This is a genomic window from Microcoleus sp. PH2017_09_SFU_O_A (genome assembly GCF_020738625.1).
In the GTDB taxonomy this organism is placed as follows: domain Bacteria; phylum Cyanobacteriota; class Cyanobacteriia; order Cyanobacteriales; family Microcoleaceae; genus Microcoleus.
Genome location: NZ_JAEQCF010000112.1, coordinates 1 through 23,133, shown reverse-complemented (window position 1 = coordinate 23,133; position 23,133 = coordinate 1). Strand labels below are relative to the sequence as shown.

Annotated in this window: 15 protein-coding genes; 6 read left to right on the top strand and 9 right to left on the bottom strand. The window is 45.4% G+C overall.

Annotated elements, in window-relative coordinates; all coding sequences use genetic code 11:
- The first annotated feature begins 185 nt into the window (after nucleotides 1-185).
- On the top strand, nucleotides 186-1,583 hold the full coding sequence (locus JGK16_RS29630; protein WP_293193513.1) for an amidase: 1,398 nt from the start codon (nucleotides 186-188) through the stop codon (nucleotides 1,581-1,583).
- Between the two features lie 328 nt (nucleotides 1,584-1,911).
- On the opposite strand, the gene JGK16_RS29625 is transcribed toward JGK16_RS29630, so the two are convergent.
- Entirely contained in the window at nucleotides 1,912-7,458 is a 5,547-nt protein-coding gene (locus tag JGK16_RS29625; protein WP_293178724.1) for an ATP-binding sensor histidine kinase, read from the bottom strand.
- 377 nt (nucleotides 7,459-7,835) lie between these two features.
- On the opposite strand from JGK16_RS29625, the gene JGK16_RS29620 reads away from it, so the two are divergent.
- Together JGK16_RS29620 and JGK16_RS29615 are read left to right on the top strand one after the other, a co-directional pair.
- Nucleotides 7,836-9,494 carry an alpha/beta hydrolase gene (locus tag JGK16_RS29620; protein ID WP_293193514.1) on the top strand — a complete coding sequence of 553 codons (1,659 nt, stop codon included), beginning with the start codon at nucleotides 7,836-7,838 and terminating at the stop codon, nucleotides 9,492-9,494.
- Between the two features lie 530 nt (nucleotides 9,495-10,024).
- Nucleotides 10,025-10,243, top strand: coding sequence for a hypothetical protein (locus tag JGK16_RS29615; protein ID WP_293178720.1), 219 nt, complete (start codon nucleotides 10,025-10,027; stop codon nucleotides 10,241-10,243).
- A gap of 322 nt (nucleotides 10,244-10,565) precedes the next feature.
- Here JGK16_RS29615 and ilvC read toward each other — a convergent pair whose 3' ends face one another.
- Entirely contained in the window at nucleotides 10,566-11,564 is a 999-nt protein-coding gene (ilvC, locus tag JGK16_RS29610; protein WP_293178718.1) for a ketol-acid reductoisomerase, read from the bottom strand.
- A gap of 241 nt (nucleotides 11,565-11,805) precedes the next feature.
- Here ilvC and JGK16_RS29605 point away from each other — a divergent pair, with 241 nt between their 5' ends.
- Nucleotides 11,806-12,195, top strand: coding sequence for a VOC family protein (locus JGK16_RS29605; protein WP_293178716.1), 390 nt, complete (start codon nucleotides 11,806-11,808; stop codon nucleotides 12,193-12,195).
- A gap of 227 nt (nucleotides 12,196-12,422) precedes the next feature.
- On the opposite strand, the gene JGK16_RS29600 is transcribed toward JGK16_RS29605, so the two are convergent.
- The 4 genes from JGK16_RS29600 to JGK16_RS29585 all read right to left on the bottom strand — a co-directional run bounded on the left by JGK16_RS29600 (nucleotide 12,423) and on the right by JGK16_RS29585 (nucleotide 17,610).
- Nucleotides 12,423-14,093 (bottom strand): dynamin family protein, encoded by a 1,671-nt coding sequence (locus JGK16_RS29600; RefSeq protein ID WP_293193515.1) that lies wholly within the window; start codon nucleotides 14,091-14,093, stop codon nucleotides 12,423-12,425.
- A 266-nt stretch (nucleotides 14,094-14,359) separates the two neighbouring features.
- Nucleotides 14,360-16,438: a dynamin family protein gene (locus JGK16_RS29595; protein ID WP_293193516.1), complete on the bottom strand. Its 2,079-nt coding sequence runs from the start codon at nucleotides 16,436-16,438 to the stop codon at nucleotides 14,360-14,362.
- A 140-nt stretch (nucleotides 16,439-16,578) separates the two neighbouring features.
- A complete protein-coding gene (locus tag JGK16_RS29590; protein ID WP_293178711.1) occupies nucleotides 16,579-16,917 on the bottom strand; it encodes a hypothetical protein in 339 nt (112 codons plus the stop codon).
- 171 nt (nucleotides 16,918-17,088) lie between these two features.
- Nucleotides 17,089-17,610 carry a pentapeptide repeat-containing protein gene (locus JGK16_RS29585; RefSeq protein ID WP_293178709.1) on the bottom strand — a complete coding sequence of 174 codons (522 nt, stop codon included), beginning with the start codon at nucleotides 17,608-17,610 and terminating at the stop codon, nucleotides 17,089-17,091.
- Nucleotides 17,611-17,839: 229 nt separating this feature from the next.
- Here JGK16_RS29585 and JGK16_RS29580 point away from each other — a divergent pair, with 229 nt between their 5' ends.
- Nucleotides 17,840-19,378 (top strand): SagB/ThcOx family dehydrogenase, encoded by a 1,539-nt coding sequence (locus tag JGK16_RS29580; RefSeq protein ID WP_293178707.1) that lies wholly within the window; start codon nucleotides 17,840-17,842, stop codon nucleotides 19,376-19,378.
- A 29-nt stretch (nucleotides 19,379-19,407) separates the two neighbouring features.
- Here JGK16_RS29580 and JGK16_RS29575 read toward each other — a convergent pair whose 3' ends face one another.
- The 3 genes from JGK16_RS29575 to mnmE form a co-directional block, all read right to left on the bottom strand.
- The gene (locus JGK16_RS29575) at nucleotides 19,408-20,442 is read right to left on the bottom strand and encodes a macro domain-containing protein (RefSeq protein WP_293178705.1); all 1,035 of its coding nucleotides are present in this window, start codon (nucleotides 20,440-20,442) and stop codon (nucleotides 19,408-19,410) included.
- 23 nt (nucleotides 20,443-20,465) lie between these two features.
- A complete protein-coding gene (locus JGK16_RS29570; RefSeq protein ID WP_293178703.1) occupies nucleotides 20,466-21,092 on the bottom strand; it encodes a DUF4433 domain-containing protein in 627 nt (208 codons plus the stop codon).
- A gap of 84 nt (nucleotides 21,093-21,176) precedes the next feature.
- Nucleotides 21,177-22,562 carry a tRNA uridine-5-carboxymethylaminomethyl(34) synthesis GTPase MnmE gene (mnmE, locus tag JGK16_RS29565; protein ID WP_293178700.1) on the bottom strand — a complete coding sequence of 462 codons (1,386 nt, stop codon included), beginning with the start codon at nucleotides 22,560-22,562 and terminating at the stop codon, nucleotides 21,177-21,179.
- Nucleotides 22,563-22,760: 198 nt separating this feature from the next.
- On the opposite strand from mnmE, the gene JGK16_RS29560 reads away from it, so the two are divergent.
- Nucleotides 22,761-22,916, top strand: a complete 156-nt coding sequence (locus tag JGK16_RS29560; protein ID WP_293178697.1) for a hypothetical protein — start codon at nucleotides 22,761-22,763, stop codon at nucleotides 22,914-22,916.
- Nucleotides 22,917-23,133: the final 217 nt, after the last annotated feature.

The following is a 23,133-nucleotide window of genomic DNA, read 5'->3' as shown; positions in this document are numbered from 1 at the left end:
AAAAGCAATCCCAAATGCCTTCAGCAATGGGATAGAGAGCTGCGTAGCTCAGCCGAGGCGGGTTAATCCGCTCGAAGTGAAAGCGAAAGGGGAGGGACTCAATGCCTCCCGTGTCATGTAATAGATGACTATACTTTTACCAGCTATAAATATATACTTTGCCGAACCATTCAGGACTTACACCTATGAATTCTGTCGATCGGGCTTTTAGTTCAGCCCTGGATTTGGCGAAGTCGATCCGCGCTCGGGAAATTTCGCCCCTAGAAATTGCCAATGTGTACTTGGAACGGATCGATCGATTAAACCATCAACTTGGTAGTTATTTTACAGTAACAGCCGATCGGGCGATCGAGCTGGCGACAGCGCAAACCGAACACCTAGCAGGCTTAAACAAGTCAGAGGAATTGCCGCCGTTTTTCGGAGTGCCGATCGGCATCAAAGACTTGACACCAGTTACCGGCATTCCGTGTACTTACGGAGTTCAGGCTTTGCACAGTAACATATCTCCCTACAACGAGTCAGTAGTCTGGCGGATCGAAGCAGCCGGATTTAACATTCTGGGCAAAACAGCAACCTCTCAAATAGGCTCATTGCCTTACAGCGAACCCCCAGGTTTCCGGCCCGCGCGCAATCCCTGGAATTTAGACTACACGCCCGGAGGTTCCAGCGGCGGCTCAGCGGCGGCCGTAGCGGCGGGTTTATGCGCGATCGCCCAAGGTTCAGACGGCGGCGGTTCGATCCGAGGCCCAGCTTCCGCCTGCGGTTTAGTGGGCATAAAACCCTCGCGCGGGCGAGTTTCCTGGGCGCCAGTCGGAGATTACCTGAGCGGAATTTCTGCCAACGGCCCTCTCGCCCGCACCGTCGCTGACGCCGCCGCCCTGTTGGATGTGATGTCAGGCTACACCACAGGCGATCCGTACTGGCTACCAGACCCAAATCCCACGTTTTTAGAGGCTTCCGGCGAAAAGTTGGGCAAACTGCGAATTGCTTTTTCTACCAGTATTGCTCCCGTGGGTGAGGCAGCGCCTGTGTGTCAGCAAGCCGTACTCGAAACCGTAAAATTACTGACAGATTTGGGTCACGATGTCGAACCGGGATGCCCGGATTTTACAGGTTTAATCGAACCGTTTACAGTAATTTGGCAGTCTGGGGCGGCAGCAAGTGGCATTCCAGGCAAGGTTTTGGAACCGATGAATCGCTGGTTGTTGGAAAGGACTGTTGGGGCTGGGGAATATTTGCGGGCGGTGAATCAAATGCAGGTGATTTCACGGCGGATTGTGGGATTCTTTGAGAATTTTGATGTGTTAGTTTTGCCGACTTATATGCACTCGCCAATTGGCATCGGGGAGTGGGCCCATTTGAGTTGTGAGGAAACTTTGCAGCGGATTATTAATTGGGTTGCTCCTTGTCCGCCATTTAATGCGAGTGGTTTACCTGCGATCGCACTTCCGGCCATCTTAGATGATAACGGTTTGCCGGTGGGAATTCAAATTATCGGGCGGCCGGCGGCGGAAGCAACTTTAATTGCATTAGCGGCGCAGATAGAAGCGGCGAAACCTTTCCCGGTTTTAGATTTTAAATAGGTTTGTAGATGCAGATAGACGGCGAATAGAATTCGCGCCTATACGAACAAAACCTGCCTCCGCAGGTTGAAGAGAATAAGGTAATTTTAATTTCCCCGTTTTCAACCCGCGCAGGCGCGTGAGTGTCTGTATAGACGCGAATCCTATTCGCCCGGTTGTCTGTATAGACACGAATCATATTCGCCGGGTTTTCTTCAACCCACGGAGGCGCGTGAGTGTCTGTATAGACACGAATTATATTCGCCGGGTTTTTTTCAACCCGCGGAGGCGCGTGAGTGTCTGTATAGACGCGAATTATATTCGCCCGGTTTTCTTCTCTAATCCTTCTCTAATTTAAGGGAATTGCTATCACAAACTCCGCACCTTTTCCCGGTTCCGAAATACACTCGATCGCACCGCCGTGTTTTTCGACTACAATTTGATAGCTAATCGACAATCCCAATCCCGTACCTTTCCCCTCCGGCTTAGTGGTAAAAAACGGATCGAACAATTTACACCGCGTTGCTTCAGCCATCCCCCGCCCATTATCCTTAATCCGAATCACCGCAAAACTCTCACTTTTCCCCCCTCTTACTTCTTCCTTATTCTCTCTTCCTTCTTCCTTATTCCCTCTTCCTTCTTCCTTCTTCCTTCTTCCTTCTTCCTTCTTCCTTATTCCTTCTTCCTTCACATCCTTGACTTCGGTGCAAACTGTGATAATATTAGGATGCTTATCAATGTCAGCGTAAGTACGTGAAGCATTCGACTCATCCAAAGCATCGATCGCATTTGAGAGCAAATTCATAAACACCTGATTGAGTTGTCCGCTGTAGCACTCAACCGCAGGTAAGTCGCCGTATTCCTTAATCACTTGAATTGACGGACGTTCCGCATTAGCTTTCAAGCGGTGCTGTAAAATCATCAACGTACTCTCGATACCTGCATGAATGTCGGCCGGTTTTTTTTCATTACCGTCAACGCGCGAGAAGTTGCGTAATGATTGCATGATATCACGAATGCGATCGGTTCCTAACTGCATAGAACCCAGCATTTTAGGCAAATCTTCCATCAGATAATCGAGTTCCATATCTTCTGCTGCTTCTGCAATTTCCTGTACCGGCTGTGGGTAGTGCTGCTGGTAAAGATTGACAATGCAAATCAAATCTCGTACATAATCATTAGCGTGGTGGAGATTGCCGGAAATAAAGCCAACGGGGTTATTGACTTCGTGAGCAACTCCTGCTACCAACTGCCCCAAACTTGAGATTTTTTCCGTTTGCACCAGTTGAGCTTGGGTTTGCTGCAACTTGTGCAAAGATTGTTCTAGTTGCTGCGACTTTTGTTGTGCTTTTGCGTAGAGTTTAGCATTTTCTAGGGCGATCGCAACTTGAGAAGTCAAAACTTTTAAAACTTGCAATCTTTCGGGAGAAAAAGCACCCACTGCTAAGTTATTTTCCAGGTACAGAATGCCTGTGAGTTGGCCCTGATAGATGACTGGATTGCAAAGAATTGACTTTGGCTGACTGCTGACAATATATGGATCTTCGGTAAACAAGCCGTCTGACGCTGCATTGTTTAAAACCAAGTCTTTTTGAGTTCGAGCAACATAGTTAACAATAGAAACTGGCAAATCTTGACTAATTTCAACGGGAAGGGATTGCAAGACAACGGCTTGATTTTGCTCTGACGTACAAGCTGCTTGGATCAAAAGACTATCATCTTTGTAGAGCATCAGCACAGCTTTTTGAGCGGCGGCATTTTCTAACAAAATCTCGATCAAACTGGCGAGCAATTTATCCAGGACAATTTCGCTGGTAATTGCTTGAGATGCTTTGACGAAGGTGCCGATATCTAAGGATTTACTGAAATCGCTGCTGGTGGTTGTTGTCGTGGCGGTGACAGTTAAATCGCGGGTTTTAGTTTCTCGGTTGAGGGTTTGGGCGACTAATTGGGGATATCGGGCTTCTAAATCTTTGACTTTGGCGATCGCTCCCCAGTGGATGTAACCGTAGTATGATTCTGTGAGATATACTTGAGCAATTTTGTCTTTGTTGCGAGAGAAATAAAACTCGGCCGCAAGTTCGTTAGCGAGTGCTTCTTCTTGGATGTATCCTTGCTCTTTGGCTCCTTGAATAGCTTTGTCATAATAATCTGCTGCTTCCCAATTTTTACCGAAAACTCTCGCTTTTTCAGCCTCTACTAAATCGTACTTGTGCTGGTAGTTCATCGGGGCGTGGTGCGCCCATGTCTGCATTTGTTCCTGATTGGCTGCTACTTGCATCAAGTATTTTTCTTGTGCTGCACTATCCGCAGTTGGATACACAGCCAGGAGTGCCAGGGAATAGTAAAAATTGTTTGTGCCGACCATCATGTAGCCAACCATCCCACCTGCGTATTCTACCGCCAAAGATGCGTTAGCAACTGCCATATCGTATTCTTTAAACAAGTAATGCAGAAGTGTTTTCGCAAAGTAAAAATTAAAAAAAGACCAATTAACTTTCAAATTTGGCAACATTTCTATTTCGTTAAATTCATCCCCGATCAATTGACTTTTATTGGTCGAACGCCCCATTAGATTCAAAACCATTTGTGACCAAGTTCTGATAAATACACTAGGAAAATCCTGCTTTAGGTTCAGTGTTAAATTTATATATTGCCCTTGCTTTTGTGCAACATTTTCTAGTGGCTCGCCAATCAAAAATAGGTGATTGCAGTAGTTCATGGCACAATAACTGCCAAACTCTAAATCTCCTGTTTCTAAGCCAGATTGAATCCCTTCCATTAAGGATACAATAGTTTCCCTGGCGTGTTCTTTCCAATGTCTAACAAAAGTGTTAAACATATTGTAAATTTTGGATTTAAGTTGTTTAGCATTGAATTTGTCTAACAGTTTCAAACCTAGTTGTCCAGAATGATATCCAGCGTTTAGCTCTCCCAATACCGCACTTAGCAGCAAACCATACCAAGTATAGGCGATCGCCCCAAGTGCTGAATAACCGCTTTCCATACCAAAATCGACCATTGTGAAGATGATCTGTGGCAAGAGTTCTGGTTTTGCACCAAAAGCCGGAGAAAGAAGCACCGAGAGTATCCGCATTGCCGCCAACTGATAGTCATCAGTCATTACAGGTACTTTTTCTAGTTCCTCAATTTGAGGCAACTTAATTCCAGCGAGATTCTCTGGGGGGATTTCAGAGAGGGACAACCCCAATATTTCCACAGCTTTTAGCCCATAATCTACAGCCTGACTAAATTGGTTTTGAGACATATAAGACTGGATTTGGATTTCGTAGACTTTAATTTTGTCTAGTACGCTAACAGCTTGTTGTAAAACAAGATCCGCTAATTCTTGCGATCGCCCAAAGTTAGTATTCAGATACTCTGCCTCCGCTGCTTCTACGTGCAGATTCAGCGTCAAGTCATAATCAGTATCCCAACTTGACTGCATACTAACGGGGGACTGGGAGGAGTTAATGAGTTCCAAGCCGACATTCAAATACCTGACAGCAGCTTCGTAAGCATTAGATGCTTTAGCTTTTTTCCCGGCGATCAGATTCAGTTTTGCCAATTCATCTTTTTCGGTTTTTTCTGTGAGAAATTCAACCCCAACATTCAGTTGGTTGACAATATCAAACACATTATCGTCAATCTCAGCGACGGGAGTATTTTTGAGCAGCAATTGACCGATTTTTAGGTGCGTTGCTTGCTTTTGGGCGTCTGGAATCAGAGAATAAGCTGCTTGCTGCACTCTGTCGTGCAGAAATTTGTAGGCAATTTTGGATTGAGAAGCGGGAATAATCGATCGCAAATTATCCAGTCCCCAGCCTCCAACCAGCGGAATTTTGTAAGCATTACTCAACGGGAGAACCAATCCAGTTTGCAGCGCCGCCCAGAGTTCGCTAGCTGCTTGCGCCTGGGATTGTTCGTTGACAATTGACAAAACGTCGAGGGTAAATGTGTCGCCAATACAAGCCGCCAATTTTAAGACTCGCTGCGTAGTTTCCGGAAGTTTTTCGATGCGGCTGGCTACCAATTCCACGACACTTTTGTCCGTAATGCCGATCGCCTGAATCTGCGCTAAATCCCACTGCCAACTACCGCTGCTCAACTCAAAGTATAACAGATTTTCTTGATACAGCGCTTGCAAAAGCTGCGTGATGAAGAAAGGATTACCGCCCGTTTTGTGGAAAATCAACTCAGCCAGCAATCTCACCTTGTCGTTAGCCGTGATAGTATCGGCAATTAATTCGCAAACATTGCCGAAATCCAGCGGTTGCAATACAATATTATTGACTGGAGTACCAGTTTTGGCAATTTGCTCGATCGCCTGTACGAGCGGATGAGTCGGATGAACTTCATTATCCCGATAAGCACCAATCAACAGCAGGTATTTACTTTCCGAATTGCCAAGCAACAACTGCATTAAATTCAGCGAAGCCGAATCAGCCCACTGCAAATCATCTAAAAAGATAACCAGCGGATGTTCTGCGCGAGTAAAGACGCCGATAAACTCTTGAAAGACTCGATTAAACCGATTTTGAGATTCCGCAGCCCCCAGTTGTGGCACTTCCGGCTGTTTGCCAATAATTAGCTCAATCTCGGGAATTACATCAACAATCACAGCACCGTTTGTACCCAAAGCCGCCGCTAACTTTTCTCGCCAAGCTTGCAAATTTTCGCTGCTTTCAGTCAGCAACTGCCCGATTAAAGACCCGAAAGCTTGAATCAAAGCTGCATAGGGAATGTTGCGCTTAAATTGGTCAAATTTGCCGTTAATAAAATAGCCGCGCTGTCGCACAATTGGCTTGTGAACTTCATTGACAATGGCGGTTTTACCAATCCCAGAATAACCGGAAACTAGGACTATTTCGCTGCGCCCTGGGAGTAAATCCCTATCACCTGTAGGGACACGGCACTGCCGTGTCCCTACCCTTTCAAAAGCAGCAAGTAAACTATCGACTTCAAGTTCTCGCCCGTAGAGTTTTTGAGGGATTGACAATTGTCCCGATCGATCCAACTGTCCGGGTACAAAATAAGCAACTTCCCCAGTTGTCTGCCAAGAATTCAAACAGTTTTCTAAATCTGCCTTAATCCCCTCTGCTGTTTGATATCTATCTTCGGCATTTTTTCCCAAAAGCTTCATCACAATATCCGAAACAACTTGCGGAACCAGATCGCTATTTTCTAAATTCCTCCTGTATTCAGAAGGTGGCGCGGGATGTTTGGCAATATGACAGTGTACGAGTTCCAAAATATCGTTGCTTTTAAACGGCAATTTGCCTGTCAGCATTTCGTAAAATGTGACACCTAGGGAATAGAAATCGCTGCGATAATCTAAGGTGCGGTTCATTCTCCCAGTTTGTTCGGGAGACATATAGGCGACTGTACCTTCAACTAAGTTAGCGCTGTTAATTTGGGGAGTTTCTTTGCTCAGCCGGGAAGCGATGCTGAAGTCGGTGATTTTAACTATTCCTGTTTCCAGGTTGATGATAATGTTGGAGGGTTTGATGTCTTTGTGGATGATGCCGTTTTGATGCAGCGAGTTGAGTGCTGATGCTAGCTGAATGCCAATGTTTAAAAATGCTGTTAAGTCAAGCTTTTTTGAGATGATTTGACCCAGGGAGTTGCCTCCAAAATCTTCTGAAATCAGGGCGAGACGGTTTTGATACGTTTCGAGGCTGTAATATGTGACGATGCTGTCTGCGTGTAAATGCTGAGTAATTTTATATTCGTTTTTTAAGCGGGTAATTTGTTCGAGGGTGGGAAATTCTGCCTTGAGGATTTTGATGATGACTGGTTGTTCGTCTGACTGTCTAATTCCCCGGTAAACGCTGGTATTGAACCCGTCGGAGATTGAGGTGGTGATTTTGTAGCCTGGAAGTGTCAGTGTATTCATTGAAATCCTCCTGATAGCTGAGGTAAATTGATTTTTTTCAAGACTGACGGAAACGATATAATGCCAGAGGACGATCGCACTGCACTCGAAAAATGATCATTCTGATGCAAAGGTCAGGGATATCGCAGGGTTTTATTTACTATCGTAGTAAACACAAAATATGATGTCAACCGCAATTTCGCGTAGTGCATTAAGCTAAATGGCCATGTTTGATTGGCAATTATACTTAATAGGATCGCGACGATCGACATTTAAACATACCGAGAGGTTTTGTCGATCGCATTCCCAGACAATTTATCAACACTTGAACAGAATTTCTCTGTATCTGGGACAATTTTAAGAATATAGTGATATCCCTCTAGTTGAACCAGGTAAAAATGAGCATCCGACCAAATTTAAGATGGTTTTCCTCAGTCGCGAGTGTTTGTGGCGCGATCGCGATCGGCACTTTCGGCGCTATGATATCCCCTGCAAAAGCTACAGAAACAGTTGTTGTCCGCAAAGGCCCTTTAGAATCCTCAATCTCGGTGGCGGATTTGCGCGAGCTCGCAAAAACCGGAAAAGTCCCGCCCAGACTGCAAGCATACGCCAATCTGCTGTCTGACGCACAGCGCAGTCAAATTTTGGGAGCACTTCAAGCGAAAATCCCTCTCAATGTAGTTGGTTTGAGCAACTTGCTAAATACGCGCATCGGGACTGCGATTTTGACGGATTTGACTACAGTCATTCCCAGGCGCGACGGTGCCGGTGTCGAAGCGCTGCGAGCGGCTTTGGTGCTGGGGGCGAATGCGCCGGAAGGCTTATCGGTATTGAGTTTCATTGAATCTTATCCGAGTGCGCGGGTAGTCGTGGATCTCGATCGAGCTTTCGCAGTTTTAAGCAATTTAAACTCGGGTTTTTGGCAAACTCAGAGGTTTATGGCCGCGATCGCACCTCAATTAACAGCCACTAAACCCGCCTTTAACCCGCCTTTCGACCCAACCCAACCCGGCCCGAATTCGGTGCGGGTTCTCAAGCTAGATTTGAACGATAGCGCCCGCAATCGGCGTATTCCTGTTGATGTCTATTGGTCGAGAGCAGCGACGGCGGACAAACCGACGATCGTGTTTTCTCACGGTTTGGGTTCGGTGCGGACGGATTTGCGTTATTTAGCCGAGCATTTGGCGTCCTACGGCTACGTGGTAGCTGCTGTAGAACATCCGGGAAGCAACGAAACAAATACCAAGGCTGCGATCGCGGGTAAGTCTCAGTTGCTCGCTTCTGGAGAGTTTTTAGACCGTCCTAAAGATATCAGTTTTGTGCTCGACGAACTGGCAAAATTGAACCAAACTGATGATAACTTGCAGGGAAAAATTGCGATCGAGCGATCGATGATCGTGGGCTATTCCTTCGGCGGCGCCACAGCCTTGTCCGTAGCCGGTGCCGAACTGCAATTGACCGGGCTCAAACAGCGCTGTCAGGGGGATTTAATCGGGTTTAGCTTGGGCGAAGGCATTCAGTGCGCGGCGGCCCGATTGCCCGCAGAACGGTATCAATTGCGGGATGTGAGGATAAAAAGGGCGATCGTTATGAATCCCACCACATCATTACTATTTGGAGAAACGGGTTTAAGTGCCATTCAAATCCCTACATTAATAGTAGCATCTTCAGCCGACAAAACCACACCCGCCTTAGTCGAACAAATTGCCGGATTCCAAAAGATTACCGCCCCCAAATGGCTAGTCGGCTTTGTAGGAGGAACCCACTTAAGCGTCAAAGATCCGAGTACAACCTTAGACCAAGCTAGCAGACCGAGTACAGTAATTTCTGGCGATGAAGTTGTCGGCGAGCAAGCTGTGAGCATACGCAATTATATTAAAGCGATAAGTCTGGCCACTGCCGCTCAACTAACGGCAGAAGCTGACAAATATGCTATTTTTCTAACGCCCGAATACGCGCAGTTTGCTTCTACCAATGCAATTCCAGTGCGCCTGGTAACAGAAATTTCCCCTGAGACTAATGCAGTCGTGCAAAATTTTATTCAAGGGAATAAGTAGTGAGTTGACAGTTGACAGTTGACAGTTGACAGTTGACAGTAGTTATTAGTGCGAACTTAGGAATGAGAATTAAATAATTTACACATATTTGTGGGATGGGCGTCCCGCCCGTTCTTTCTGGACGGGCGGGACGCCCATCCCACAATAACAATGAAAATTGTAAGTTATTTAATTTGCGATCCTTAAGAACTCGCGAACGTTATTAGTCAGCAGCCATTAGTCATAAATACTTCGGACAGTTTGATTGTCCACGCATAGGCGAGAAACCCGGTTTCTACGAGTTTTCCCATTTAGTAACGAGAAAGTTACGAAGAAACCGGGTTTCTGAGGTGTCACGAGTCCGTACATTTGAACTTAGATTGTGAGTTGGTAGTCAGCCTTGTCGAATAATATTGCGAATTAGCAGTCTTGTCTTTTTCATGCTGCGTCCGCTTATGCCTGGGATTTCTTTTCTTTAGCGCTGATATTTTTGGTTCGCGCCAGGGCAAAATATAAACAAGGACTTTTACAAACTTAACTCTGAAACTGCCATGCCTAAAAAAAATATTATCCCGCTAGTGCTGCTGTTTGTAGCAATGTTTACCCTTTACGGTGACAGTTTAACTTTTCTCCCCAAACCTGTAAGAGATACCAGCTTAGCAAGTAGAAAGTTCTTCGTCAGTTTGTGGCCTTCATGGGTGAAGCCAAAAGAGGTAAACAAGGAAAGGGATAAGGAGATTGAGGACTTGCAAAAAAACCCTAGTCGATAGTTTTGACAGTTGACGGTTGACGGTTGACAGTTGACGGTTGACAGTTGACAGTTTGCTTAGAGAAGGGTTGACAGTTGACAGAAATCCGATGGAAGTTGGAAGACAAAGAAAGAACCAATTGACCGATTTTTGTCTGTTCAGTGGTGTTGGGTTTATTTCTGCTGCTTGTCAGGTGCGTCGCTGTGAGATTCTCTGTCTTATTTAGGGATTTTTCGTGGCGACACACCCTAGGACTACTTTTGACAATTACTATTAGATTAGCGATTTTAGATCTTAGATAAAACGAAAAATCTAAAATCTAAAATCTAAAATCCAAAATCGATTATGCTTGCTTTTTCAACCAGCTAAACATAGCGCGCAAATCTTTACCAACTTCTTCAATCGGATGTTCTGCTTCCTGACGGCGCATCGAAGTAAAGCCCGGTTTGCCGGCTTGGTTTTCCAGAACGAATTCGCGCGCAAATTGGCCGGATTGAATTTCGCTAAGAATTTTACGCATTTCGGCGCGGGTGTCATCGGTGACGATGCGGGGGCCGCGAGTTAAGTCGCCGTATTCTGCGGTATTGGAGATGCTGTCGCGCATTTTGGCGAGGCCTCCTTCTACTACTAAGTCAACGATAAGTTTAACTTCGTGCAAACATTCAAAATAAGCTAATTCTGGTTGATATCCAGCGTTAACTAAGGTTTCAAATCCAGCTTTAATTAAGGCGCTCAAACCGCCGCACAAAACTACTTGTTCGCCAAAAAGGTCGGTTTCTGTTTCTTCGCGGAAAGTGGTTTCGAGGATGCCGGCTCTGGTGCCGCCGATACCTTTAGCATAGGCCATTGCCCGATCGCGCGCTTGGCCCGAAGCATCCTGATATACTGCAAACAAACTCGGAACACCTTCGCCTTGTTCGTAAGTCCGGCGCACCAAGTGTCCGGGGCCTTTGGGGGCTACCATTACTACGTCTACGTCGGCTGGGGGGACAACTTGGCCGAAGTGAATGTTAAAACCGTGAGCAAATGCTAAAACATTTCCTGCTGAAAGGTTAGGTTCGATTTGTTCTTTGTAAATAGTTTTTTGAACTTCATCGGGTAATAAAATCATGATGAAGTCAGCGGCGGCGGCTGCTTTGTCTACCGGGTGAACAGTTAAACCTGCATCGGTTGCTTTGGCGGCAGATTTGCTACCGGGATACAAACCGACAATGACATTCATGCCGCTGTCTTTGAGGTTGAGGGCGTGGGCGTGTCCTTGGGAACCGTAGCCGATGATAGCAACCGTTTTGTTGGCTAAGAGGTCTAGGTTGGCGTCTTCGTTGTAATACATACGGGCCATGGTGCTTGTCTCCTGAGATGCAAATGGGTGAGTGACTGCAAAACTCTCATTTTATCAAAGTGGGGTGCTTTTTTTGCGGAATTTTACTAATTAAGATTTGGGCGGGGGAATTTATAGGGCGATTCCCTACGGGATAGCTGCGCCGCGCGTGCTGAATTTAGCAGGTTTTGCTCGAAGTCAAATATAATTGTCAGTAGCGTGCTGTGCTGTTGAAAAAACGCAACTAACTAACTTTTTTAATATGGAAATAAAGGCAATACATCATGTGGCGATTATTTGCTCGGATTACGAAAAGTCAAAGAAATTTTATGTAGAAGTCTTGGGATGTTCCACAATCAAAGAAACTTTCCGAAGCGAGAGGAATTCTTACAAACTAGATTTGCAAGTCGGAAACGGCAGCGCAATGATTGAACTGTTTTCATTTCCCCATCCTCCCAAAAGAGTTAACAATCCTGAAGCTTGCGGTTTGAGACATTTAGCTTTTGCAGTCGAGGATATAGAAGCATCGGTTGCTTACTTGAAATCGCAACAAGTGGAAGTAGAAGAAATTCGCCTTGACGAAATTACCGAAAAACGGTTTACCTTTTTTAGAGATCCAGACAACTTACCGTTAGAAATCTATGAAATTTAGTTAACAGGACTTACAGCATATTCGGGTTTGGTACGGACACGGAATTGCCCAAGGAGTGTCAACTTAACGTCAAACCCTGAGTCCGGCAGTCCGGCAGGGGTTAAAACCCTAGTGGGCTTTCGGCTTAAGTTGACACTAATGGGATCTTGGAGTGTCCCTACGGAGGATATAGCTGGCCGGAAAGCCTGTTATTGATGATTTGACAGTGCCATGAAAGTAATCTAAAATCATCTGATTTTTATTCGATCTAATTCTGCTGCTAAATTTTCCACTAAATTATTTACTAACTGTAACTGGTACTGTTGAACATTCATATTTAGCGGCTCTTTGCTGTCTTGAAAACAGATAACTTTGGCGGCGATTTCCTTGTAGTGTTGCAGCATTAAAAAAGTATCGATACTGAAACCAATTAGATAGTTTTTAGCAGCTTCGTTGCAAATTTCTGTTACTTGATTTAGATAAGCTTCTGACGATTCAGGTGGCTTTTCATAGCCTGTTCTTTTCTTCAAAATATAGCTAGCACCGCCGACTACTGCTGCTCCCATTGGGCCGCCCAACAGCCAACCTAAGCCGGTGGCGATCGCGACTGGAGTCACTTCGCCCTCGATCGACCTTTTAGCAGCGGCGGTTGGCGGTTCTGGTAACGCGATTTGCGGGGAGGGCGGAAACGAGATCAAAAGGGCGATCGGCTGTTCTCGATCGAAGAACTCGCAAGCTTTATTTACCCATTCTGCAATGGTTTCCCGCTGGTTCAGTACATCTTGCTCAAATTTTGTCTTCCACGCATCAAAACTTCCTTGCTGAAGCGACAGCGCCATTTCCGATTGATAGCGCCGCAAAAGTGTGGGCTGGTAAAGCCAAATCTCGAAGTCGGAAACGCTGGCTTGAAAGCCTTGTGAAATCAGTTTTTCAGCTTTTTGTTTAATTTCAATTCGGTCTTTTTGCTTTTGTTGAGCGGCTGTTATTTCGGCGGCGACAGTTTCAGATTTAGCTCGCAGAGATTGACAAATCTTAGTAGCTATGGCTTCAATTCTCGGCAACTTAACTGCTAGTTGTTCCTGTTGACTTGCGACTATACTTTGCAACGCCGATTCAAACATGGCAATTCCGGTAGTTTGAGCCGCAGCCACATCTCCTTTTAGCCTCGCCCGCAAAGCCGGCAAAGCATCGACGCGGTAGATATTGCTGATATTGTTCGGCAAGTTGGAGCGAAAACTTTCGGCAACAAACAACAATCGATTGTATACTTGTTTTTGGTCGTCTGGTTCGAGTAGATTGAGAAAATTGGCAACAAAGACGACTGTGTTAATTTGCCGATCGCTCAACCAGTCTCTCAAGTGCTCCCGTTCGCCCAGAGTCATCAATTTGCGAGCGTCCAAAACCTGGACAACTAAATCAGCGGTCAGCAATTTATCCCGAACTAAGTTATCCTGTTCTTGGCGATCGTTAGTTCCGGGCAAATCCAGCAATTCCACACCGGTTTTCAGGAATGGGTGGGGACAGTAAACATTGACGGCTGCGACATCATCCCGCATCTGTCGGTTGTCGTCGAGGATGGCGTAGCGTTTCAACACGTCAGTCCCCGCTTCGCTGACTTCTGTGCCGTCTTTGAGGGTGATTTTTGCGTGCAATTCGTCGCCGTAGTTGACATAAATGGCAGCACCTGTAGTGGGCACAAGGTCGATCGGCAAAGCGCGATTTCCAAGCATTGCATTCAGCAAAGTTGACTTACCGTAATTAAACGGCCCGAAGACAGCGATTTGAAAAGTTGGTTTGGCGAGATAGTCGCAAATAGAAGTTGTATCTCGGTAAAGTTGGGAGTTTTTATCTAGTTCGAGAATGCCCAGTGCTGATTTGAGATAGTTAGTTAGATTTTGATAAGTTTCGGGTTGTTGCATATTTAAAATTATCTCATTGTTTGATTATAAAAGGTTCGATCGTGCGGACTTCAGTCCTCTTCCAAATCCGAGGTACGTAGTTGCGCTTCAGCGCTCTTAGTTATATATGTAAGAGCGCTTTCATCGCAACAACATACCTTAAGCGCTTTCATCGCAACAACATACCTTAGCCTCCAACTTTTCCAAATCCTAGGTACGTAGTTGCGCTTCAGCGCTCTTAGTTATATATGTAAGAGCGCTGAAGCGCAACTACGTACCTTAGAGCTTCATTTAGCGGATGCTAAGAAACCTTGATATACTGATTCTATACTCTGCGCCTGAGCAGAAACATCAGCCTCCAACTTTTCCAACCGCTGCGATTCAGCCTGACAATTAATCTCCCGAGATTGCTTTTGTTCCAACAAATTATCCAACTCAGCTTTCCGAGACTTAATATCATCATTCATGCGATCGCCCACTTCGCGCCCGTAAACATCAAAACACTCTTTCACAGCATCGTGAATCGGCTGCCACTGCTCCTGAGCCACCTGCGGCAGATATTTTACCAACTCTTTTTTAGCTGCTTTCACTAACTGTTTGTGAGCTCCGTCTGCTTGCAAAACCCCAACACCCATCCCCAGCAAAGCCAAGTACAGTGGCCCCAAAACAATCCCCGTAAAACTCGCAAAAATCGTACTGACGCCCAATACAGTAATTAAATTGAGCAGGATATTTTTCCAGTCGAAACCAGCTCCTGCCATTGCTACACCCGCCAGGTTTCCTGTTGTTAATGAAAACAATCCCATCGCCCATTTTGCCCAAGCTGGCGAGTTATCTTCGTTTGAGTTGCTGACTGCTGCGGGGATTTTTTGCCCGGTCAGTTTTTCGGTGATTTTTTCAGTCACTTTTGTGTAAGATGCTCCGTAATTGGCTGCACTTTGCGACAACTGCGAAAATGCTGAATTCATCTCTTGTTCAGCCGTGAGAGTCCAAGCTGCTAGTTTGTCGTTGATGTACTGCTCGAATGCTCGTCTGAGCGATGCTTCAAAGGCTTCTCGCTTATCTTGGCTGAAGAAATCCAGAAATCTCAGCTCGGGTTGATACCGCAAAAAGTCGGTTTCAAAGGTATTTTCTAAATTGAGAACGTAGGTGCGGAAAGAATCTGCGATCGCCCGCGATTTACTATCTCTAACTCGGATAATTTCTTGTTGAAATTCATCGCGAATCTGACTCAGTTTATTAAACTCCGGCTCAACAGAATTAATCTTGTCCTTCAACTCATTGACATCCCGTTCGAGCAATGGTAAACGGCGCCCGACAGCTTCGCGGACGCGAGCAGAAATTTGACGCGCCAAAGTCCTCGCCGGACGCAATTCCGAAATCGCTCTTTCCTGCGTCAAAAACGTATTCAATGACGCCATAAACTCCGGAAAACCAGTTCCTGCTAAATTTGCATCCGGGTTTTTTACCCGCAATCTGAGCGCCTTAATTGAGGTAATTGGAAACACCCGCTCGTCGTAAATGTCGTGTCCTTCTGTTAAACAATATTCAGCCAAATTAGCTTTAAAAACCCGCCCCAGTTTGTGTTCTGCTTCTGCCATTTCTTCAGGATCGTCCGGATCGATCAAACTTTCCCGCACTTGATCCCAAGCATTGATCAGAAAGAAAATGCTTAATCCACGACCTTTGATATAATTTTCTAGATAACGTCTTTCACCCATTGTACAAGGCTGAGTTGCCCTGAGTACAAACAAAATAGCATGACAGTTGTTGATGTAACCGAGAGATAATTCGTTGCGCGATTCTGTATCGTTGAGTCCGGGACTGTCTACTATTTCTATGCCTTTTTCTAGCAAAGGTAAGGGATATTCTACTACGGCGCAGTCGATATCTGGAAATGCTGGTTTCTGTTCTGATTCTAGGCGTTTTGCTTCAGCGGGGTCGATTGTGTAGTCTTGTTTGAAACTTTTAAAATCGAGTTGTTTGGGGCTTTTGCCGTCGTTGAAATATACGGTGACTTTTTTTTCGGGGCCGTAGCGCAAAATTGTCAGCAAAGCGGTACAGGGATTGACATCGCTGGGAAGCAAGTTTTCGCCGATTAAGGCATTTAGAAAAGTGCTTTTGCCGCGTTTCATGTCGCCTAATACGAGGAGCCGAAATACTCCTTGGCGCAAGTTTTTGCTGGCGAGATTGATGTCGGCGCTGTCTGTTTCTAAACCGAGTTTTCCTGATGCTTCGATTCCGGCTAATTCCGATCGCTCTATGGCTGTGACGATGTTGCTCAGGCGATCGGCAATTTCTCGGCGCACGGCGGATACTCGCTCTAAATCGTTGAGAAAGCTGCTAGTTTCTACTTTGAGGTTCATGGTTGTTTTCTGATTGTTTACTGCTGGATATTTCAAAACCAAGCTATTTCATGATGGTGTTCGTGCAAAAGTTATTTGATTCGCTATTCCTCGCGAACAATGTGCAGTACAGACCTGAAATGACTACAATAGCCTGTTAGTTAATTCTTGGGATTCTTATCTTGAAAAAGTATTTTGTAACCAATGAAAGCAATTGCTCCCACCATCACCGCAGTTCCTAGCCAAGATGCTACACGCAGGGCAACCAGCGCTACAATTGCCAGACCTGTAAATTGACTGATTGCTATGATTTTTCGGCGCCATAGTTGCAGTTTGCTTTGAGTATTGTTGTCTGGTTCTTCGTACTTTCTCGTTATATTCTCTGGTACCGATCGTTCGATTTCCGATTCTAGTTCGCGGAGTCGAAGTTCTTGTTCTCGCTTCCGAAGTTGTTGTTCTTTGTGTCGGAGTTCTCTGGCTTTTTCATCGGGATCGTTCATAGGTTTGACCTTTTTTTATGTGGAAATATGTGTTGTTTATTGTCAATATTGCACAGCCATAAGTTCTCTACGACTGTAACTCACATTGTCAGCGGTGTCGAGAAATGTTAAGAAATATCAAAAATGGCGATCGCCTTTTTCGACCGATCGCCCAAATGCAGTGCTGCGAAATCAATATCCTTCCGGGCCGATGGTAGTGCGATCGCACTCCGCGTCGGACAAATCCACTAAGCGCGCTCGAAATAAGTTGCAGCCAGCTAATTGAGCTTTGGTTAACTTTGCTTTCTCCAAATTAGCTCTGCTCAAATCAGCATATCTCAAATCGGCATTGCTCAAATCTGCATTGTACAAATCCGCACCTTGTAAATTGGCTTTATGCAAATTTGCTCCTTGCAAATTGGCGTGGCGCAAATTTGCTCTAGATAAATTAGCTCCTGATAAATTAGCTTCAGACAAATTTGCCTGATAAAGTTGAATGTCGCCCAATTCAGCATCTTGTAACTGTGTTTTGTAAAGATTGGCTTGAGTCAGATTTCCGTAGGGCAAATAAGCTCGCGTCAGCACGCTACCAGAAAGGTTTATTTCTGGCAAATCTGCTTGAAACAAGTTATCTCCACTTAAGTCAACGGCGTTAAAGTTTCGCTGGCCTTCAGAATACTGAGCGAGCAATTCCTCAGCGCTTAGCTTTTGCATTTTCAACCCTTAATGACGACAGCTTTTGCAGCCAATTCATAATGATAATTGATGGTTCTTATTCTGCGTATTTATACTTAGGTATCTTATTATGTTAAGCTTGTGTAACAACGATCGTATTTTTTCTAAGATTTTTTTTATATTTGTAAATTTCTGGGTTGCTCGACCATGCTTGCCGTCAGTAATGTCAAGATCGATAAACAAACCAAAGCTGATTCTCTACTGAAATATGCCAGAACTTCCTCCCTCCATTGCACAGCACTACCACGAACGGACGAAATACGATCCCCAAACCCTTGCTGCCAAAAGCAGACAGCTAGATTGGACAGAGCAACCAGTTCCGTTCAAAGAATATAAAATTGGCGCGTATTTTGACCTGAAGCCTTATCTAAAAGACCCCTCAGACGATCCAAATTCCCCGGATGATGCCAGTTGGTGGCATCGGTTGTCCAGCTTGTTGCTGTGCAGCTACGGGCTGACGGCGAAGGTGCAGACGGTAGATGACAGCTACCTGTATTTGCGATCGGCACCATCGGCGGGCGGGCTCTACCCAGCAGAGGTTTATTTAATCTCGCGGGGTACGCCACAGTTGCCGGCGGGACTCTACAATTATCAGTGCAGAACTCATTCGCTGGTTCATTTTTGGGACAGCGAAGTTTGGCCGGCCCTGCAAGCGGCTTGTTTCGGATCGCCGGTGTTAGAAAATACCCAATTGGCGATCGCCGTTACCACTGTTTTCTTCCGTTCTTCTTGGCGTTACGCAGATAGAGCTTATCGGCGAATCTTTCTCGACACTGGTCATTTATTGAGCAATATCGAGTTAGCTTGCGCCATCAACGATTACCGACCTCACCTGATTGGAGGATTCGCAGACGAAGCTATCAATCAATTACTGTATATCGACTCGCAGCAAGAAGGAGCGATCTGTTTAATTGGTTTAGCTGATTTGCTAGACATCGACCAAAATTTGCCAAAGTTTAAAACGGCTTTGGCAGGAAAAACGACGACAGATTACCCGAAAATTTCCGAAGGTCAAATTTTAGAATACCTCCATAAAGCGACACAGTTAGAATCAGATCCCACTGGAGTAGATGGCTGGAAACTTGATGAAAGTGAAGGAGATTTAGAGGACAAATATAACTTTCCATTTTGCACTAAAGTTTCGACTGTCACACCTTCGATTCCTTGGGGAGTGAATCTGGAAGGTTTAGAAAATATGATGCTGAAGAGGCGTTCTACCCGTGCTTATACAGGTGCTTCTTTGAGCTTGGGCGAACTGCTAGCGTTGCTTGATTTTACTTATCAGTCGCAGCACTATATCGACCAAGGATTAGACGGTTATCCAGACTATTTCGATCTGAGTTTGATTCAGACTTTTATTGCGGTTTCGGGAGTGCATGGGTTAGAAGAAGGTTGTTATTATTACGCTCCGAAAGCTCAAGAATTGCGGCAAATTCGGTTCAAAAATTTCCGCAGGGAGCTGCATTATTTGTGTTTGGGGCAAGATTTGGGCAGAGATGCGGGGGCGCTGTTGTTTCACACGGCGGATTTGAATAGGGCTGTTGCCAAATATGGCGATCGCGCTTACCGATATTTGCACATGGATGCGGGTCATTTGGGCCAGCGGTTGAATTTAGCAGCGATTCAACTGCGTTTGGGTGTCAGCGGTATTGCGGGCTTTTTTGACGATCTCGTGAATGACGTTCTCGGTATTCCTACGAGTGAGGCTGTGCTTTATATCACAACTCTGGGCAGACCGCGATCGTGAGGATGAGGCATCAAACGGTAGAAGGTATCCTAAACAAACCAACTCTGCTCGCGAAGCCGCTCCCATGCTTTGCGAATATGTTGAGGCTTAAATAGTTCGCTCTTGCGGATGTTCCATTCGCGCACAAGTTCGATCGCTCTTGCGGAATCCTCGGCAGCTTCCCTATTTTCCGAAACAACCCAGTGAACAGTTGCCAATAATTCCATCCCGTAAGGAGTTTCAAAACCATTAATTAACCCGCTAACACGCTCTAGTCTAACATTAGCATCAGCAGCATTTTCTAAAAATTCCCGCGCGGCTATTTTACCTTCCGACAGCACATAGATTTGTGCCTCTCGGCTTCGATCTCCATAACCTCGAATATAATGCCCTTCCAGCTTCTGCAAAACATGATTGAGATTATTTGCATAGGGGCCGTACTTTTCTCTCACATACTGCAATTTTAGTGGTTCACCTGCTACCTGAAGAAAATAAGCTAGCTTTTGAATTTCCAGCATTGTCAAGCGATAGCCAGGAATTCCGTACAATTCCAGCAAGCTAATAAACAAGGCACGAGCGCGAGTCATTTGGGGTTTTTCGGTAGCCACCCGCATCGAATCAGCTTGCGGAGTAGCCTGCGGTTCAAACAGCAAAACTTGCACGTTTGGCAGTTCTGAAAAAGCTGATTCAATTAGCGGTTTGACTGTCTGCCAAGCCAAGCCACCATTCCCGCAACCTAGCGGAGGAACCGCAATAGAAGTAATGCCTAATTGCTTTACTTCCTGAATCAAAGCTTTTAGTCCAGTTTGAATATCTTCGATTTTTGACTTGCCCTTCCAGTGGCGTTTAGTCGGAAAATTAATAATGTATCGAGGATTAAATAGATTGCCAGTAGATATTACAAACATTTGTCCCGGCTGCACTTCGCTCGCCCGACAAGCTTTTTCATATTTGCGAAAATTATCGGGATATGCCTGCTTGAATTGCAAGGCAATTCCTTTCCCCATAACTCCAACACAATTAACTGTGTTCACTAGGGCTTCGGCATTTGCTTCTAACAGGTTGCCTTGCTGAATTTCAATCACTTTAATTTCCCGATCTTTTTGTCTTAATAATACCAGTTTTTGTGAACTATTACTGACGGTTTATGTGTAAAATTTTGTAAAATATTCTCTGCCTGTGATTTGATTGTATTATTGATAACGCCGATTTCTGTTATTAACTGCCAAGGCAAAATGTTGCGAACTAAGAACTCGGCTTGACGCCTGCGCTTTCTGTCGTTGTCTTCGTTTGTGTCGTTCCAGTAACGGGATTCCATAACATCCCAGTCGATCGCACCTAGATAGTTGAGGTCGTCAAAAAAATCGGTAAATGTCATGACTGCATGACCGTCAGTAAAAACAAAATCTAAACCCGCAGACTCGATATTCTCTATACTAGAAACTAGGTGAATGACTGTTGTTTGACCTTGAGTGTAGTTTTCTACATTGCCTTTATTAATCGTATATAACATCGGAGAACGGGGTGCAAAATAAAATGGAACATAATCGTGTAGTACACCACCTCTACCGCATGGAACGCGGATTCTAGCGCGACGATCTTGGATGTTTTCGTAGGCGATATTAGTGTACTGAGTTTTTGCAGCACGCATAGCGTTGTAAGCTAACAATCCACCTTCAGAAATAATAGATTCTAGATTGTGAATGTGAGTGATGTGGTAGATAGTTATTGGCACTGCTGTTATTTGTTGGTTGTTTCAGGTTGAACTCATCATTGTAATATCCCTTTGACTGTTAAGGCTGAATCATCTTTTGCATCCCTATTTCCCAATACAAAACCTGCTAAATATTCTATCCAAGACTGATTCCGTCACTTCTTCCCCCGTAACTTCCCCCAATGCTTGAATTGCGCCGCGCAAATCTATTGTCCAAAAATCTAACGGCAATTTATTGTTAATAGTATCCGTGCATTCTTCCAGGGAAATTTTAGCTCTGGTTAAAGCTGCTGCTTGCCGCTGGTTGATTGCTAAATCTGAGTTTTCTGCTTGCAAATTTCCGCCACTGACAGCATCTAATATGGCTGTTTCTAATTCTTCTATACCTCTATCCAAGGCGGCCGCCGCGGTGACTATCGGGTGAATTTCCGAGGAAAAAGGTAATTCTGGGATTGTTTTTACTAGGTCAATTTTGTTGATGATTATAATGAGCTGGCGGTGCTTGACTTGTTCGTAAATTTCCCGATCGCCTGCTGTCCAACCAGATTCTGCGTCAATTGTCAACAATACTAAATCGGCTTGTTTGGCTGCGGCGCGCGATCGCTCTACGCCGATTTTTTCTACCTTATCCTCCGTTTCCCGAATGCCCGCTGTATCCAGCACCTGCACCGGAATCCCGCCCACTACTAGCTGCGACTCTACCACATCCCGCGTTGTACCGGGCAAATCTGTGACGATCGCCCGATCGCTCTTACTCCACGCATTCAACAAACTCGACTTTCCCACATTCGGGCGTCCGACAATCGCCACTTTCAAACCGGTTCTCAACAATTCACCGCGATCGGCCGTCGCCAAAATCCTTGACAATTCGTTCAAAATCTGATTGATTTCCAAACAAGTTTTAGCTTCATCTAAAGGCGGCAAATCTTCCTCAAAATCAATTCTCGCCTCAATTTCTGCCAACACATCCAAACAAATTGCTCTTAATTTGCGAATTGGCTGGGCTAATTTTCCCTGCAAACCAGCTAAAGCACTTTGTGCCGCAGCGGGCGATTGGGCTCCCACCAAATCTGCAATGCTTTCAGCTTGAGTTAAATCTAACCTTCCGTTCAAAAAAGCCCTGAGCGAAAACTCTCCCGGCTGCGCCAATCTCGCCCCATTTTCTAAACACAACTGCAACACTTGCTGCACCGCCATAATGCCGCCGTGACAGTGAAACTCCACCACATCTTCGCGGGTGAAAGAACGGGGCGCTTTCATGATTAACAACAAAGCTTCATCGACTAATTCTTGAGTTTTGGGGCGGCGGATGTGGCCGTAAAGAATGCGGTGAGATTCCCAAATTTGCCCTCCTGGAGCGCGAAACAGGGTTTCGGCAATTTTTAAGGCTGCGGCACCGGAAACTCGCACAATGCCGACGCTGCCTTGTTGGGGAACGATCGCAGTGGCGATCGCTGCGATCGTTCCTCCTTTTGTTAGTGATTCAGACATTTTTATGATTCACACATTCCAAAGTTATAGATATCTCATTGACAGAATAAACAATTTCAGCGAGTTTTTTCCAAGATATTAAAAGAGGGTGGCCGCCGCGCTTGAGTGCGATCGCGAATCCGTTAGGTAAGCCCTCGAACCGGATCGCCCGGAAAGCCCCATTCAGTCGATTTTAGACTGTAGATTTGAGATTTTAGATTGACTTCCAGCGCAGTGAATCAGGGGGTTGAACAGGAGTCGGAAATTTTAGGTGGCGGGCGACGAGTGTCCGAAAGCAAGTATCCGTTTTTGGGCACGAGTCAGGACGCGATCGAACTTAAAAAATTAGTCCGCCAAATCTTTTGGCTATCTTGACACTCTCAGGTCTTTCATACGCTGAGATTCTGCGGACAAAGTAGGCTTGGGTAAAACCCAAAGTCTAACTCTCGCTGGGAGTCGTCAAACACCGTCTACCCAGTTGGTTTAGGTCTAAACCTAACTTACTGGCTACTTTTCTCAAAATAATTAAAGTCAGTGAAGGAGTCGCCCCCTCCACTGCTCTCCAAAACGGAACGTGATAGTTTCCCATCAT

Bases quoted from the DNA above. Each gene is read 5' to 3' on its own strand.
- ilvC (WP_293178718.1), bottom strand. From the start codon at position 11,564: ATGGCCCGTATGTATTACAACGAAGACGCCAACCTAGACCTCTTAGCC.
- mnmE (WP_293178700.1), bottom strand. From the start codon at position 22,562: ATGTCTGAATCACTAACAAAAGGAGGAACGATCGCAGCGATCGCCACT.
- JGK16_RS29620 (WP_293193514.1), top strand. From the start codon at position 7,836: ATGAGCATCCGACCAAATTTAAGATGGTTTTCCTCAGTCGCGAGTGTT.
- JGK16_RS29585 (WP_293178709.1), bottom strand. From the start codon at position 17,610: ATGCAAAAGCTAAGCGCTGAGGAATTGCTCGCTCAGTATTCTGAAGGC.
- JGK16_RS29595 (WP_293193516.1), bottom strand. From the start codon at position 16,438: ATGAACCTCAAAGTAGAAACTAGCAGCTTTCTCAACGATTTAGAGCGA.
- JGK16_RS29630 (WP_293193513.1), top strand. From the start codon at position 186: ATGAATTCTGTCGATCGGGCTTTTAGTTCAGCCCTGGATTTGGCGAAG.
- JGK16_RS29615 (WP_293178720.1), top strand. From the start codon at position 10,025: ATGCCTAAAAAAAATATTATCCCGCTAGTGCTGCTGTTTGTAGCAATG.
- JGK16_RS29590 (WP_293178711.1), bottom strand. From the start codon at position 16,917: ATGAACGATCCCGATGAAAAAGCCAGAGAACTCCGACACAAAGAACAA.
- JGK16_RS29625 (WP_293178724.1), bottom strand. From the start codon at position 7,458: ATGAATACACTGACACTTCCAGGCTACAAAATCACCACCTCAATCTCC.
- JGK16_RS29600 (WP_293193515.1), bottom strand. From the start codon at position 14,093: ATGCAACAACCCGAAACTTATCAAAATCTAACTAACTATCTCAAATCA.
- JGK16_RS29580 (WP_293178707.1), top strand. From the start codon at position 17,840: ATGCCAGAACTTCCTCCCTCCATTGCACAGCACTACCACGAACGGACG.
- JGK16_RS29605 (WP_293178716.1), top strand. From the start codon at position 11,806: ATGGAAATAAAGGCAATACATCATGTGGCGATTATTTGCTCGGATTAC.